The organism is Dyadobacter sp. HNCC25DJ185, assembly GCF_056895195.1.
In genome coordinates, this window is sequence record NZ_JBXHAR010000009.1 from 115,499 (window position 1) to 130,805 (window position 15,307).

At 47.6% G+C, this 15,307-nt stretch carries 10 protein-coding genes; 6 read left to right on the forward strand and 4 right to left on the reverse strand.

The genetic code is table 11. The features are described from left to right. Window positions 1-172 precede the first annotated feature (172 nt). A complete protein-coding gene (locus tag AC1XUF_RS24495; RefSeq protein WP_483344491.1) occupies window positions 173-1,144 on the forward strand; it encodes a hypothetical protein in 972 nt (323 codons plus the stop codon). Window positions 1,145-1,192: 48 nt separating this feature from the next. Here AC1XUF_RS24495 and AC1XUF_RS24500 read toward each other — a convergent pair whose 3' ends face one another. Continuing rightward, on the reverse strand, window positions 1,193-2,170 hold the full coding sequence (locus AC1XUF_RS24500) for a GntR family transcriptional regulator (protein ID WP_483344492.1): 978 nt from the start codon (window positions 2,168-2,170) through the stop codon (window positions 1,193-1,195). 109 nt (window positions 2,171-2,279) lie between these two features. Between AC1XUF_RS24500 and AC1XUF_RS24505 the strand changes: the two genes are divergently transcribed. The 3 genes from AC1XUF_RS24505 (at window position 2,280) to AC1XUF_RS24515 (ending at window position 8,509) form a co-directional block, all read left to right on the forward strand. Beyond that, entirely contained in the window at window positions 2,280-4,985 is a 2,706-nt protein-coding gene (locus AC1XUF_RS24505) for a 3-keto-alpha-glucoside-1,2-lyase-like domain-containing protein (RefSeq protein WP_483344493.1), read from the forward strand. A gap of 273 nt (window positions 4,986-5,258) precedes the next feature. After that, window positions 5,259-7,502: a glycosyltransferase family 4 protein gene (locus AC1XUF_RS24510; protein WP_483344494.1), complete on the forward strand. Its 2,244-nt coding sequence runs from the start codon at window positions 5,259-5,261 to the stop codon at window positions 7,500-7,502. Continuing rightward, window positions 7,499-8,509: a glycosyltransferase family 4 protein gene (locus AC1XUF_RS24515; protein WP_483344495.1), complete on the forward strand. Its 1,011-nt coding sequence runs from the start codon at window positions 7,499-7,501 to the stop codon at window positions 8,507-8,509. The genes AC1XUF_RS24510 and AC1XUF_RS24515 overlap by 4 nt, the downstream gene beginning before the upstream one ends. On the opposite strand, the gene AC1XUF_RS24520 is transcribed toward AC1XUF_RS24515, so the two are convergent. Both AC1XUF_RS24520 and AC1XUF_RS24525 read right to left on the reverse strand, forming a co-directional pair. Then, window positions 8,498-9,979, reverse strand: a complete 1,482-nt coding sequence (locus AC1XUF_RS24520) for a glycoside hydrolase family 130 protein (protein WP_483344496.1) — start codon at window positions 9,977-9,979, stop codon at window positions 8,498-8,500. The two genes, AC1XUF_RS24515 and AC1XUF_RS24520, sit on opposite strands and share 12 nt — an antisense overlap. 177 nt (window positions 9,980-10,156) lie before the next feature. Continuing rightward, window positions 10,157-11,188, reverse strand: a complete 1,032-nt coding sequence (locus AC1XUF_RS24525) for an SGNH/GDSL hydrolase family protein (RefSeq protein WP_483344497.1) — start codon at window positions 11,186-11,188, stop codon at window positions 10,157-10,159. Window positions 11,189-11,402: 214 nt separating this feature from the next. Between AC1XUF_RS24525 and AC1XUF_RS24530 the strand changes: the two genes are divergently transcribed. Then, window positions 11,403-12,314 carry an RHS repeat domain-containing protein gene (locus AC1XUF_RS24530; RefSeq protein WP_483344498.1) on the forward strand — a complete coding sequence of 304 codons (912 nt, stop codon included), beginning with the start codon at window positions 11,403-11,405 and terminating at the stop codon, window positions 12,312-12,314. 105 nt (window positions 12,315-12,419) lie between these two features. Here the strand turns inward: AC1XUF_RS24530 and AC1XUF_RS24535 are convergent, their stop codons facing one another. Continuing rightward, entirely contained in the window at window positions 12,420-14,609 is a 2,190-nt protein-coding gene (locus AC1XUF_RS24535; protein WP_483344499.1) for an ArnT family glycosyltransferase, read from the reverse strand. 292 nt (window positions 14,610-14,901) lie between these two features. On the opposite strand from AC1XUF_RS24535, the gene AC1XUF_RS24540 reads away from it, so the two are divergent. After that, on the forward strand, window positions 14,902-15,246 hold the full coding sequence (locus AC1XUF_RS24540; protein WP_483344500.1) for a winged helix-turn-helix domain-containing protein: 345 nt from the start codon (window positions 14,902-14,904) through the stop codon (window positions 15,244-15,246). Window positions 15,247-15,307 lie beyond the last annotated feature (61 nt).

Sequence of the window (15,307 nt, forward strand, 5' to 3'; positions counted from 1 at the left end):
CAAACCTATGACAGAATTGATCAAAGTAATTTTCTTATCAACTATCATTCATTTAACTTCCTTCTCATATATCCAAGCCTAGGGTAAACTATCCCGAGGCTACATTATCAACAATCAAAATGATACCATAAATGGCCTCATCAAAGATGAAGACTGGACTGGAAGCCCCAAAATGATTCGGTTTAAAATTAATGATGAGCCGATAAAAACCATTTTAGCAACAGAGGCCAGAGGATTCAGTATTATTTCTTCCAACGAAATATATAAAAGCAAAAAAATAGGCTTGCTGAATATAACATTGTCTGAACAATATACTTCCGCCCCTTCTTTAGAGGCTAAAGATTCGATCCAGATATTTTTACAGGAAATAGTGGCGGGTACAAAAGCATCTCTTTATGTATACCTCGACCCGCTAGAAAGATCTCATTACTTTGTTGAAAAAGAGGGGCTGTTAAAAGAGCTATATAATTACCCGTTCTACAAAAGGATTGATAACAAAACATATCTCCTAACTCTCGATGAATATAAAAATCAGCTTACGAATTTATCTCAGGATTCTCACGGATTTAATGACACCATACCTCCTTATCAGGAACCGCATTTGAAGCAATACATTGAAAATTATAACAAGTCTTTTTCTGACAAAAGTGAGATATATGAATCGGCAGACAAAAGGCTGACATTTGACCTCGATGTCAATACTGGCCTGGAAAATTGGAATGAAGTGCCATTAATTATACATCATAAATTTACATATGGCTTTGGTTTGAGAATGAATTTCCCGTTAAAATTTCAGAATCGTTATCTCAAAGTCAATTTATTTATCACCCCTAATGTATTGACAGGATATGATTCAAGCAGTTACCATAATATCTCCCTGAAAACATGGGAAGTAGCAGTGGGAAGTTATTGCGGGTCAGGAAAAGTACGTCCCTATATTGGCTTTCATTATAGCGGGGTATCTCACGATTATCGTTTTGATTTTCTTGGATTGCAGGCGGGAATCAGCTACAACCGCCGGTTCAATCTGGAAATCGGGCATTTCGTAAATTTCAATTCTGCCATTACAGGAACCCGGTTCTTGACTCCTCCAAGAATTAGCCTGCATTATCTGATCAATTTGAAATTCCAGAAAGACAAATAGTTCAGTGCTGGAAAGCTCAATGTATTGGGCCAAAAATCAGTGATCGTATCACAGCGACTTCCGCACATTCAGCCGCCAGGGATTTTCGATCGTACAGATCGCTTTGATGTTGATGACCTTGGCCATGGTTTCGCCCATGAGCTTGAAATCGGTCGAAAGTGTGGTGATTCCTCCGGCCAGGACTTCTTTCAGCGGCGTGTCGTTATAAGAAATTATGCCAAAATCGATCCCTGGGGACAATTGTTGAATGGACGCCTGCTTGATCAGCTCGGCCAGGTCTTCGTCTTTTACCACCATGAATAATTCACCTTCCCGGATTTCCCGGCCGGCCGTATGCGCAATATAATCATGTTCCATATGCTGTTCGGCGCAGAATGCTTTCAACCCGTCGTACCTTTCTTCGGGCTCCTTTGCCTCTTTTTGGACCATCAAAACCCGTTTGTATTTACTGATCAGCTCCTTTCCGGATACGAGCGCCTCGTAGGTGTGTTTTTCGAAATCCTGGAATACCGCCGAGTATTTCCCCTTCAGCTCAAAGTGAAAATGATCCAGCAGGAACACCCGGCCCGAAAGTGATTCAAGTAACGGTTCGATCCCCCGAAATTTGTCCGACATCAGGATATAATCCGTGTATTTCCCATTGGCTTCTTTCACCAGCGTCTCAAAAACTTTTTTATTATAGTTGTGAAAATAGAGGTCCACCGTATCGCCATCATTCAGTGACTCCGCGAATGAGTTGAAAAGCACTTCCTTAAATCCGTTGTATTCGTTAAAGAGCAGGAAGATATGGTGCCCCGACTCTACCTTGGTGCTTGTTATAAAATAGCCTACACCGTGGTTGGATGCAATGATCCCCTTTTTAATCAACTCGCGCAGGCCTGCGAACACGGTATCCCGCGACAAATTGTAGATGCGCCTGAATTCATTGATAGACTGGATCCGATCACCCTGCCGATATGCTCCGGATTGAATACGTTCTGTCACATGGCTGATAATCAGGTTATATTTTGAGTTATTTCTTTTCATTTTGAAAGAATGCCTGATTCCAAATGCTGGTATGGCAAAAATAAATAAAACCAGACCAGTTCGTACCAGCTGGAAAACGTTTTTATATTTGAACCACTAAGCTCATCACATGAAAAAACACGGTTTACTTATTGGTATTTCGATACTTCTCTCGATCTCTGCCCTGGCACAGACTGACAATAAAAAGCATTTGTCCCACTCTGCCGGGTATCCAATTGGGTTTGCAGGGGAAAGCGAAAAACCGGAGCAATGGACGACGGGCCGGAAATACGAAGGTGCCATCGCAATGGCCAGTGCCCGCCCTACCCTGGGTGACGGCAAAGAGGTCTTTTCGGCAATCCCTTATGATGTGGCAGGTCACCGGGACGGGAAAGGGTATAAGGTCTGGATGCAAAAAACCGCGCATATTACGGTCGATGCCGCGAAGGTCCAAAACAAGATCAGCCCGCTGATTTACGGATCAAATATCGAAGACGTGAACCATGAAATTTATGGCGGCTTTTACGATCAGCGGATATTTGGCGAAAGTTTTGAAGAGCCGGTAGCGGGCGTGGATTTCGTAAAATGGAGCAAATACAGCGGCTATTGGGCAGTTAGAAACGGTGTGGTATCCATTATTCCCGGCCGAAATACGACCAGTGACGTGGTGATGATCGACACTTTTCCGCTGGGTATGGAAGCCGACATCAGCGCGAAACTGATTTATCAACCCAAAGTATATTCAAACGGTACTTTCCAGACCGACATGCGCTTTATCGGAAAAGGCGAAAGCGGATCGTTTCTGGTGCGCGTGGCTCATGCCGGGGTTGGCAGCGACGTTTTCGACGGATACGAGATCAGTCTGAACAGGGATGGAAAGAAACTGATGCTGGGCAAGCACGTGCAAAACTTTAAGCTGCTCAAAGAAGCAGCCGTCAGCTTTGATCCGGAATCATGGAATACGGTAAAAGTTACACTCCACGGCCCCGAAATGATCGTTTTCCTGAACGGAAATCAGGTGCTTTCTTTCAAAGATGACAATGCTCCGCTATTGAGTGGAAAAATTGGCCTGCGTACCTGGAAATCAGGTTTAGAGTTCAGGAATGTGGTGGCAGAACAAGACGGGAAAATGGAACCGCTGACGTTGGGGCTGCCGGAAAATGAACGGATCAGTTACAACTGGGATGTTTTGCTGGCAGGAGAAGCCAGGGCGGTTTTCGATCTGGACAGCACCAAGGCGTTCAACGGAAAGCATTCGCAGGTTATCAACTTTACAGCTGGTTCCGGCAAGGCAGGTATTATGAATAAGGGGCTCAATCGATGGGGTATAGCCACGCGTGAAAACCAGGTTTTTCAGGGCAGGTTGTATCTGAAAGCCGAAAAGTTAAAAGGTCCGGTGCATGTTGCATTGGAAAGTGCCGACGGCAGCAAAACTTACGCAGTTGTGAGACTGAATGGCGTTGGCAGTTCATGGAAGAAATTTCCATTTACATTGACTTCGAATACAGCCGACAAAAATGCCAGACTAGCCATATATATTACCTCGACAGGTAAGCTATGGGTAGACCAAGTCGTACTGACGGGCACTGGAGAAGACCGGTTCAAAGGCCTGCCTGTCCGGGCCGATATCGGGAAAATGCTGGTCAAGCAAGGGCTGACTTTCCTGCGTTATGCGGGCACGATGGTGAATTCACCGGAATATCGTTTCAAAGATATGATCGGTGATCCCGACAAGCGGCCACCTTATCACGGGCACTGGAACCGGTACAGTACCAATGGGTTTGGTATTGAAGAATTCCTCCAATTTTGCGAAGCGACTTCCATGAGCTCCTGCTTTGCCGTCAATATCTACGAAACGCCCCAGGATATGGCCGATATGATCGAATACCTGAATGGCGACACATCGACAAAGTGGGGGGCGATCCGCGCAAAAAACGGGCATCCGAAACCTTATGGCGTAAAATACATTGAGATCGGGAATGAAGAGGCCCTTTTTAACGGAGATAAAAAGGAAGCTTACGAAGAGTACGTGACGCGGTTCAATCTCTTATACGCGGCCATGAAACAAAAAGACAGTGCGCTGAAAATCGTCCATTCTGCCTGGTGGCGGCCTGCCTCTCCTCACATGGAATATGTTTTCAAACAACTGAACGGGAAGGCCGATTACTGGGACCTGCACGTGGGAGGAGATAACCCCGATGCCGGCCTGGAAACGGATAAGCAGATCACAGAAATGCTCCGGATGTTCAAACAATGGGATCCGGAAACAAAAATGAAAATCGCACTTTTTGAAGAGAATGGGAGCAAACACGGCATGCAGCGCGCACTGGGTCATGCTACGAACCTCAATGCGATCCGCAGACACAGTGAACATGTCCTCACCTCAAGTCCGGCCAATGCACTGCAACCTTATTTGCAAAACGACAACGACTGGGACCAGGGACAGATATTCTTCACCCCAGACCAGGTTTGGGGTATGCCGCCCTTTTATTCACAGAAAATGCAGGCGGAAAATCACTTGCCGCTGCGGGTCGAGAGTCTGGTAGAGGGTAATCTGGATGTCACTGCCGCACGCAGCGAGGACGGGAAGACCCTGATATTGCACGTAGTCAACACCGGGACTGGCCTTGTAAGTACAGGCGTAAATCTGAAAGGATTCGAGGGCCGCAAGCCGGAAGTAGAGCTTCTTACGCTTTCGGGCGACCTGACCGCACGAAATACGCCCGCACAGCCAGATCGATATCAGCCGCAACCCTCCAAACTGACGCTTGCAGGAAATGAGCTATCGTATGATTTCCCCGCCCAATCTTATACAATCATGAAATTCAGCAGATGAGATCAGGATTCCTGGGATTTGGTGTCTCTTTTCTCCTTTTTATCTGCTCTTTTTTCTTTGAGGTTTTTCTCTGCCTTCTTTTTGTCACCTTTCTGCGCACCCTTTTCTTTTGACATATTGATGTTGGATTTATTGTAAGATAAGCCTTTAAAATGGACATTCAACTTAAATTGAATGCTACACGGCTATTTGGGCGATCGGCCGCCTATGTGAGAAAATAAACGACAATGCGGGATAATAAGGTTAACTTAGAAGAAATCAACTCCGCGTTTTATGAAGATCTCGTTTATAGGAACATTCCCGCCAAGGGAGTGCGGAATTGGCACTTTTACCAAAAACTTATATGATGCTGTAACCGCGGCACCGGGGACAGACGGTCCGAACAGGGCGATCGTTGTCGCGATCGACGACAATGGGCAGCATTATGATTATCCCAAAGAAGTAAAACTCACAATCAGGCAGGAGGAACAGGCCGATTACCTGGAAGCGGCGAGCTTCATCAATATCAGCGGTGCCGATATTTGCGTATTACAGCATGAATTCGGGATTTTCGGCGGTCAGAACGGCATTTATATTCTTCCGCTGCTCTACCGGCTGAAGATTCCGCTGATCGTTACGCTGCATACAGTCCTGAAACAGCCCTCTTACAACGAGCGGGCGGTTATGATCGAGATCTGTAAAATTGCCCAAAGCGTGGTTGTCATGAGCCGGACGGCGGTGGAGATGCTGATGGAGGAATACGGTGTCCCTGAAAACAAAATCGAACAGATTGCCCACGGGGTCCCGGATATTCAATTTGACCAGCTGGCCGCGAAAAAAGAATTCAAGCTTTCGTCCAAACATGTACTGCTCACTTTCGGATTTATCGGAAGAAACAAGGGTATCGAAGTCGTGTTAAAGGCGCTCCCGGCTGTCGTTGCCAAATATCCGCAGCTGGTTTACATCGTTCTGGGCAAAACACATCCGAACGTGATCAGGCATTCGGGCGAAGAATACCGCATTTTTCTGATGGGGCTGGTCAAAAAGCTGGGTATCGAAAAACATGTCATTTTCCTGAACGAATTTATAGACCAGACCGAGCTCTTCAAATACCTCTCGGCGTCGGATATTTACATTACCCCGTATACCAATGAGGCCCAAATCACGAGCGGGACTTTATCCTATGCCATTGGTGCCGCTTCGGCAGTAATCTCAACACCCTACTGGCATGCAGCCGAGTTGCTTTCGGAAGATCGCGGCAGGTTGTTCCCATTCAATGATGTACAGGCTTTGAGTGACATTTTCCTAGACCTGCTGGACAACCCCGGGACATTAAAAACGCTTCGGACCAATGCCTACAATTACGGCAGGGAGATCACCTGGCCGAAAATTGGCGAAAAATATACGCAGCTTGCCGAAAAAATCATTGTACAGCAACCCGATGTGCTGGTGGAAACGGAAACGATCCTGGACCTCCTGGCGCTGCCGCCTTTTTTGCTGGACCATGTGCAGCGCCTGACAGACGATACCGGGATTATCCAGCACGCCAAATACGGAATCCCGAATTTGAAAGAAGGGTACTGCCTTGATGATAACGCGAGGGCGCTTTTGATGGTGCTGATGACCTACAAACGAAACAAGCATCCCCTGGCATTGAGATTATCCCCTACTTATCTCAGCTACATCAATTACATGCAGAACCCGGACGGCACATTCCGGAACTTCCTGAGCTTCAACAGGAATTTTCTCGATGAAGTCGGCTCGGAGGATTCTTTCGGCAGGACGATCTGGTCATTGGGCTATCTGCTCGGAAATGCCCCGAATGATGCGTATTACCAAACGGGCCGGGAAATCTTCTTTGATGCGATGCCCAATTTCGTGCAGCTCAGATCGATCAGAAGCATTGCAAACACCATGGTGGGGATTTGCCACTATCTGAAAAGCAACCCCATGGACGAGGGGATGATCGAAGTCCTCAGGCAGCTGGCCAACCGGCTTATGGCCGATTACGAACTGAACCGCACCGATAACTGGCATTGGTACGAATCCCTTCTCGCTTATGACAATGCATTTTTGCCACTTGCCATGCTGCACGCCGCGGAGTTTTTAAACAACGAAAAAGTGAACCGGGTGGCTCTGGAAAGCATGGATTTTCTTTCGGGGATTACCCTCAAGAACGGCTACCTTTCTATTGTCGGCAATGAAAAATGGTATAAAAAAGACGGGGAAAGTTCGATGTTTGCTCAACAACCCCTCGATGCCCTGGCCATGGTGCTGATGTTCCACCAGGCATTCCGTCTGACCGGCGACCAGGCGTATGTGAAACAGCTTTACACCAGTTTTATGTGGTTCCTGGGTGAAAACGACCTTCGGATCAGCCTCTATGATTTTGAAACAAAAGGCTGCTGTGACGGCCTCGAAAGCTATGGCGTGAACCGCAACCAGGGAGCAGAGAGCACATTGGCCTATCTGATATCGCATCTGAGCGTTCTGGAAGCATTTGAAGAACTGACGAAGCTGGAAGCAGCGCCTTTATGAGGGTCGCCATCCTTTCGTCCATTGCCTGGCGGACGCCACCCCGAAAGTATGGGCCGTGGGAGCAGGTAGCGTCGTACCTGGCAGAAGGCCTCGTCGAAAAAGGTATTGACGTTACCTTATTTGCTACCTCCGATTCAATCACAAATGGCAAGCTGGATGCAACCTGTGAAGTTCCCTACGCAGAAGACCCAAACGTTGATCCTAAGGTCGCAGAATGTCTCCATATCAGCAATCTGATGGAAAAATCGGATCAGTTTGACCTCATCCATAACCACTTCGACTTTTTGCCGCTCACTTACTCGAGACTGATCAAAACGCCGGTCGTTACGACCATTCACGGCTTTTCGTCGCCTAAGATCAAGGAGGTATACCGAAAGTACGACGCACACACACATTATGTTTCGATCAGTAACGCCGATCGGGACCCGGGCCTAAGCTATATGGCGACGGTCTATAATGGCATCGACACGGATGCATTTCCCTTTGTGAGTGTGCCTGACGACTACCTTTTATTTTTTGGAAGGATTCATCCCGATAAAGGCGCAAGCGAGGCCATTCGGATCGCCCGCAAGAGCGGAAGAAAGCTGCTGATCGCCGGACTGATCCAGGACGAAGCCTACTTTGAAAAGGAAGTGAAACCGCATATTGATTCGAAATCCGTTTTTTACTGTGGTAACGTAGGTCCGGAAAAAAGGCAGACATTGCTGGGCATGGCTTATGCTATGTTGCACCCGATCGGGTTTGAAGAACCTTTCGGATTAAGCGTCGCGGAGTCCATGCTTTGCGGGACGCCCGTGATCGCCTTTAACCGGGGATCTATGCCCGAACTGATACAGCACGGCAAAACCGGTTTTTTGGTAACTTCAGTCGACGAGGCCGTTCAGGCTGTGGAGTCGGTCAAGGATATCGGGCGAATGGATTGCTGCCTATGGGCCACATCGATGTTTTCAAAAGAAAAAATGGTGGAAGGATACCTCCGGGTTTATGAAAAGATTTTACGCCAATGAGCCCGCGCTTCGGGTCAGTTCCTCCAGCAGCTCTTTAAGATTGACCACCGCATAAGTCGATGCGTAATCCGAGATCGCATAGGGAATCACCAGGCTGTCGTTGTGGATCAATGCGCCGCAGGAATATACCACATTCGGGACGTAACCCTCGCGCTCGTTTCGGTTGGGTATCAATAAAGGTTGGCTGAGCCGCCCGATTTCATTTTGAGGATTTTCTAGCTCGAAAAGGGAGGCCCCTAAAACATATTCGCGCATAGGCCCGACACCGTGGGTCAGTACCAGCCATCCAGCCTCTGTTTCCAATGGGGAGCCGCAGTTTCCGATTTGGACAAACTCCCAGGGATACTTCGGCGACTGGATCATTTCCGCGTGGCGCCAGACGCTGATATTGTCCGAAAAAGCAATGTAGTTATTCACGCCGTCGATCCGGCAGAGCATGGCATACTTACCGTTGATTTTCCGCGGGAAAAGTGCCATTCCTTTGTTCTGAGCTATTTCCCCGTGAATAGGGAGCACTTCGAAATGATAGAAATCTTTCGTCATCAGCAGCTTCGGCAGGATCGAAATCCCGTCGTAGGCGGTATAGGTAGCGTAGTAGACCGGCTCGCTGTTGTCCTGACTGAATTTCACGAACCTGGCGTCTTCAATACCTCTTTTTTCCGTATCTGCAATCGGGAAAATGACCCGCTCCGAAATATCTGTATCCAATGAAAAATCCATTTCATAATGCGAAGAAGCGAGCCACATGGTTTCCCTGAGAAAAATATGGCTTGGCTCGTCCATTTCAATGGCTTTGTTGGTTTCGTCTACGTAACGTTTCAGCTCTTCATAGGTGAAGGTTTCGGTCAGCTTTTGTTCAATGACAGGAAAAGCGGCGTTTTCCAGATTTTGCATCTCACCTAGCTTGGCGAGGAACGAACGCTTATTGTATACGTGATTCCGGACATGTTCAGGAGAATCCAGCATCCGGCCGGGAGGTTCAACAGTAATCAGGTTGTTCCGGTCAATAACGGCCGACCTGAACACAATGGAAGAGATATGTCCCTCGCCAGTCGCCCTGAAACTCAGGATAACCCTTCGCTCCTCAAAGCCCGTTCGCGACTGATCGGGGTCTTCCACGATGGAAGGATTAAAAAAAGCGGCGGCTTCGATCGAATACTCCATCGTAAAATAGGAGCCGATCAGCATTTTTTCGGTCGTACCCAGCGCGCCGGGATCAATGTCCATCAACTTAAGTATGTGATTTAGCCGATGAAAATGTCTTTCAAAAACCCTTAGAATGTTCCGGTGACGTTTGGCGTATTTACGAAAAACATTGCTGAGCTCCTGCTTTTGTTCCTGTTCCGAAAGGTGGAGGATCAGGGATATCAATTGCCTGGCCCTTTCCTCGCTGCTGAACAGAAACCGTGCAATAACGCGACTGGAATCGGGCTGAAAGACAATGTCCTTCCGAATGATGTTGATTGACATTTTACATTTTCGAACAAGATGAGCTATTAATCCCGTATTAACAAGGTCCTAATGCCCGGCTGCAGTCCCCCGACGTCAGGGCTGATTCGTGTATCCGTCGCCAAAAAACTTTCCGATACATCCCAGGGGCTCTCATTGCATGCATTCGCCGGCCCATTACCATGATTTAGCTGTGATCTAATATTTCAGTTCTTTCAACTTTTTCACGACCCTGTTGGCGACGATTTGATAACCCTTGTCGTTCAGATGTATTTCGTCCGTCGTATCAGGGTCCCTCATGCCGGTCGGGAAGTTCTGGTTTTCCAGATCGGTCCTGTCCTGCGCGCTGGGCGTGTAACCGATCTCCTGCATTTCCGAATCCGTGGGCGGTGTCATCGCCACATAGTTTGGTCCATACCTGGCCGAAAGCTTATTGTTGATCGCGATTACCTGCTCATAATTTTCTGTCCCTTTGATCTCCGGGACCGCGACCAGCACACCCAACACGAGGAATCTCCTCGGGTCAGCAATATAAGCAACCGAACTGTCGACTGCTGAAAGAATATCATCTTCTGCAGTCACGTTCCCGATATTGTTGCGGCCATACCACAAAATCTGAGTGGCTGTCCTGAGTTTCACAGCATCGTCGAGTTCGAATACAGCGTCTGGGGGAATTTCGTCGGTGCTGGCAGACTGTGGCTCAATCGTGTAGCTTTCTACACCTTCGTCCGTCACCTTCCTGGTAATGATACATTTCACCCCGGCGAGCGTGCCGGACCTGCTGTATGTGTCATTTTTGATCGGCGTGGACAAAAATTCATTATTCAGTTTGGTCACTTTGAGCGACTTCGTACCGTCGAACTTATCCCCCTCGACAGATATTTTCAGCGGGACACCTCCCTGCCTGATCGCTATAGAAAGCGCGATTTGCCCCATAATACCATCGCTGACTACCGGCCGCCCGGATAAGGCCGATCCTACCAGGTTCCCATAAGGGGCAGTAGCTGCCGCTCCAATGGTAAGACTGTCCCCGAAAAAGGCCAAAGTCTGGTCACCCTTTGGCTCTTCCCCCTTATTCTTTGAAGGGAGGATATCGTCCAGTAATCCGCTACAGGATGTCAGGAATGTGGTGGTTAGCACGGCGGCCCCAGATTGGAAAAAAAAACGCCTGCGGCTTAACAGGCTGCGGCGTCCATCGGTGCCGGATTTAGTGTGAGTGTCTTTGATCATTCTGTTAGAGAACTGTGAGTATCTTTCCCGTATTCTCTAACAATTATCATTCCACCCGATGTCAGGAATGGATCTGCCCGAACTGGGTACGATCGGATGGTATTCGTGTTCTCGCCCCGCCCTTTTCTAACTTCCCGCATTCATAACAAAAACCTTCCAACTCTTTCCGTCACATTCCCGTCTGATCCGTAACTGTACTCAACCTTTTGCTAATATGAAAAAATCACTCTGCTTTTTCGTTGCATTGATTTTACTGGTCTCCTGCAAAAAAGAAAAAGACATCGTCGCTTTTGAAGGAGTTCCAGGCCCGAATGAGGGCGATACTGCAATCTATAATGCGCGCAATTATCGCCTTACCAGGATTTTGAATTTCAGTAATTCCAATTCCGAAAAACCTTACAACTCCGTAGAATATAGTTACGATTCCAGGGGCAACCTGGCCAGGGAATCGCTCATCGGCTATCCCGACCTGCTTACTACCTATAAAACTTATACGTTCGAGAATGGCCTGCTCACCAGGATGCAGGTTTACGATGGACTAGTCAACGCACTTACGTTGTCGACCACATACCGCTACACTTACCAGGATAATCTGATATCAAAAGAGGAAATCGTCAACCGTGACGGCTCACTGGTCTATTCAACCCATTACGTTTATGTCAATCGCCGGCTTACCGAAACCTACAAGCTGAACGAGTCGCTGGGAAAACATCACGATTATAAAAACTTCTATGATGCCCGCGGCAATATGATCAGCCAGGAGGCCTACATGTACAACAACGAGCTGGAATCAACCGAAAAATACGAGTACGACGCATTGAATCGCAGGATCAAAACGGAACATTTCAATCATCTGAATGTGCTTGAGTGGGTCATGAAGGCCGTGTATCCGGGAAATTACACATCACCATCTGAAGAAATCTACCTGGACGCCGCAGGAAATGTGACCCAAGGCCGCACTTACAATCTGGATATTTTTGGCAACCCTATCCAGACCAACATGGGAACTAATATATTCAACAAAAGGAAATATTTCGGTTCACTGCTTCGCGAAGAAATAAGGTATTCGCCCGAATGGGGTTTCGCCGAATTTGGTATGACCCGATACGAATATCAGAAAAAATAACCTTTCCAGTCCGGCAATTTCAGGACAAGGCACATTGCCCTGCAAGGCCATGGGGATCAGGTATGGTCTCACAGGATCGCAGCGTGATGAAATTTTATCCAGGTGTCAATAAAGGCTCCGTTCGCAACTCCTGTTTTTCAACTTCACTAACTGGAATAACCGGGTACTATATACGGAGTCGATATTTTCCTTTCTGACAAAATGGGATAGCAGCGCAGGACTGTCGGACAAAATGTAATCGTAGCAGAATTCCCTTTGTGCGTTTTTCAATGTCATGAATTCTTTCCGGAAAAGGATGTATTCCATTTTTCCAGGCTTGTCTATTTTGCTTGCTATCGCGCTCCAATAATGGTAGAAGCCATTTCCTTTGTTAAAAAAGACCCCGATGTTCTTATTGTCGCCTTGAATATGATCCAGCAATGGCTTAAAGTTCGTGTAATTGTCGGGATGGCTTAGAAAATAGGCACGGTCGCGACCCATGCTAAAGATATTGGAAGAACGGTCCAGGTCGTAATAACCGACCTTTTCCAACAGTCCGAAAATCCTGGCCCTCTCCTGGTAAGACGGCCAATTTTTTAACGGATGGCAATGGGCCCTCCCAGGGAATTCGTAGTAAGCACCGAGGTTTTTCTCATAACGGTCTGCCTGCTCGCCGCCGGTTTCGCAAATGGCTATTGGGATATGCGCAAGCACTTTCCGGGCTAAGAAATTGATCGAAATGAGCTCCTTACTTGGATTGCCGTATACAAAGGGAAGGGAAAGCAGCATCAACGGCCCAATGAGCCAGATGGCATTCCATCGGAGCCTGAACGAATACACGTAAGCAACCAAAATCGATCCCATGGCGAAAAAAGGCATTTGTGTGCGCGTACTCCACGATTGAAATTTCATTAACGTGCTGAAAAGCACAAAACCCAATACTGCGCACGTCCAGAGCCATTTAATATCCCGGCCCCCGGTAATGAATAGCGCCAGAACGCCCGCCAGAATCATCAGCCAGAAATGGACTGTATTGGGGACCATATCCTCATGGACAGAATACTTCACCGAGAAAGCATCCAGACGAAGCCCCAGATCATCAATATCCACGCCTATTGCCCGGTGAATACCCCTGATCTGATCTTCCATCCATTGATTAAACCGCGTGTCGGGCAAGCCGAGGTTCAACCCGGCATTTTTGATGACGCCGGAAAGGGTGTAGATGGGGGAATACTTGTCCACTGGCAATTCTTCCGAGGCAAAAGCCGTCCCTCTCAACGGATGCATGACATGCCCGAACAGCGCATAATTGCGATGAAAAAACGGACCGAAAGTGATGGCCATGAAAATGACTGCTAGCAATAAAACCTTCATTGCGTATACGATACGGTATCGCACGAGGATCCCGATCGCGAAATACACCGTGAACGGCAGCCCGAAAATGAAAATGGTGTATTTGGAAAAACCACCGAAACAGAGCGACAGGATGAATGCTCCCAGGGTAATTGCCGATCTCCTTTCCAGCAGTTCAAACCCGAAGTAGACGAACGAAATAAAGAAAAAACAAGCACAGTAGTCTACCTGCGTGCTGGTACTTTCGAAGATGCTGATCGGTAAAGTGAGCAGAAATACCGCTGCCAGTAGCTGCCCATCCTGCTTCACCCCAAAACGCCTGGCGATGAGGCTGATACCCGCCAGGGAACCTATAAATGACCCGAACTGGACGAGCCCCGCCAATTGGTCCGAACCGGAAAGTAGCACCGTATCCAGCACCAGGTACTCGGCAAAAACGTTCAGGTACAATTGCTGCATATGCACGGTGGGAAAATGATCAAGATTACGGTCATTGACCCAGTAGAGTATGCGATTGAGGTGATAGCTGTGTGAATCGAAGTTATTGGGCGCGGCGTATATCGCCAGGAATAACAGAGGCAGGATGTAAACCAGCGCCCCGAAAATGATTATCCTTTTGTTGGTCCTGCTCAGGCCCGTCAGCTTAACTGCGTTTTTCAGCAATCCCAGCCGTGAAAGCTGCAGCCGACCCGTTCGCCCCTGGTAAATGAGCAAACCGATCACCAGCACATTCTCCATTCCCCAGAAAACAAGGGCCGAGGCCTGACCGATTGCATCGAAAGCAGAGAAAAGCTCATTGTAAAGCAATACGATGATCGCATTGGTGATCAGCGAGAGGATCAAAGACTGGCGCACTTGAGTATAAACACCCGGCTCCGAGTACCTCAGGAAAAAAACGCTGAAAATAAGGACGACGGAAAAAAGCAACAGGCTAAAACCAATAGTGTGGTGTAAAAGAGGCATTGTCGATAAACAAGATTATGTGTTGACAATTGATAGACAGGCATTTTAGCCGCAATTTAGGCGAAAAAGCAAAAAGCAGCAGGCCCAGGCAAACCAAAAATTTAAATTCGGATTAATTCCCTTTTTATGGATTATTTCCAATATATTTGTATTGTTCAATTTTCGACTTGCACATCAAATTGGGTTAAGGTTGTTATGTTAAAACACCCTGCGGACAGTGTTCGCAGGGTGTTTCTCTTTTTGCCGGTAAAGTCTATATTTTTGATCGTGTAATGAAGATCAAAAAGACGCTATGGACAAAAGCATTGAGATTAAATTCCGGCATTGGGTTTTTGTGGATCAAATGAAATTTTTCGGCCCGGGCCGGCTCGAATTGCTGGAACGCATTCAGGACACCGGCTCCATTGTACAGGCGGCCAAAGCCATGGGAATGTCCTATAAAAAAGCCTGGGCAATGGTTGGTCACATGAATACGCACGGGAAGCACCCTTATGTGATCACGCACAAAGGCGGGCAGCAAGGCGGCGGCACCGAGCTGACCGACACTGCAAAAGCTGTCATCGCAGCTTATAAAAAGCTGGACGCGAGGTTGCAGGAAGTAATTTCCGCTGAAAACGAGCTCCAAGCATTAATCTGATTTTCCGGTATTGATTTAAATGATGACTGCCTATCTTTGCGATATATCCGTACGTACATAT

Bases quoted from the DNA above. Each gene is read 5' to 3' on its own strand.
- AC1XUF_RS24510 (WP_483344494.1), top strand. From the start codon at position 5,259: ATGAAGATCTCGTTTATAGGAACATTCCCGCCAAGGGAGTGCGGAATT.
- AC1XUF_RS24530 (WP_483344498.1), top strand. From the start codon at position 11,403: ATGAAAAAATCACTCTGCTTTTTCGTTGCATTGATTTTACTGGTCTCC.
- AC1XUF_RS24500 (WP_483344492.1), bottom strand. From the start codon at position 2,170: ATGAAAAGAAATAACTCAAAATATAACCTGATTATCAGCCATGTGACA.
- AC1XUF_RS24515 (WP_483344495.1), top strand. From the start codon at position 7,499: ATGAGGGTCGCCATCCTTTCGTCCATTGCCTGGCGGACGCCACCCCGA.
- AC1XUF_RS24535 (WP_483344499.1), bottom strand. From the start codon at position 14,609: ATGCCTCTTTTACACCACACTATTGGTTTTAGCCTGTTGCTTTTTTCC.
- AC1XUF_RS24505 (WP_483344493.1), top strand. From the start codon at position 2,280: ATGAAAAAACACGGTTTACTTATTGGTATTTCGATACTTCTCTCGATC.
- AC1XUF_RS24540 (WP_483344500.1), top strand. From the start codon at position 14,902: ATGGACAAAAGCATTGAGATTAAATTCCGGCATTGGGTTTTTGTGGAT.
- AC1XUF_RS24525 (WP_483344497.1), bottom strand. From the start codon at position 11,188: ATGATCAAAGACACTCACACTAAATCCGGCACCGATGGACGCCGCAGC.
- AC1XUF_RS24520 (WP_483344496.1), bottom strand. From the start codon at position 9,979: ATGTCAATCAACATCATTCGGAAGGACATTGTCTTTCAGCCCGATTCC.
- AC1XUF_RS24495 (WP_483344491.1), top strand. From the start codon at position 173: ATGATTCGGTTTAAAATTAATGATGAGCCGATAAAAACCATTTTAGCA.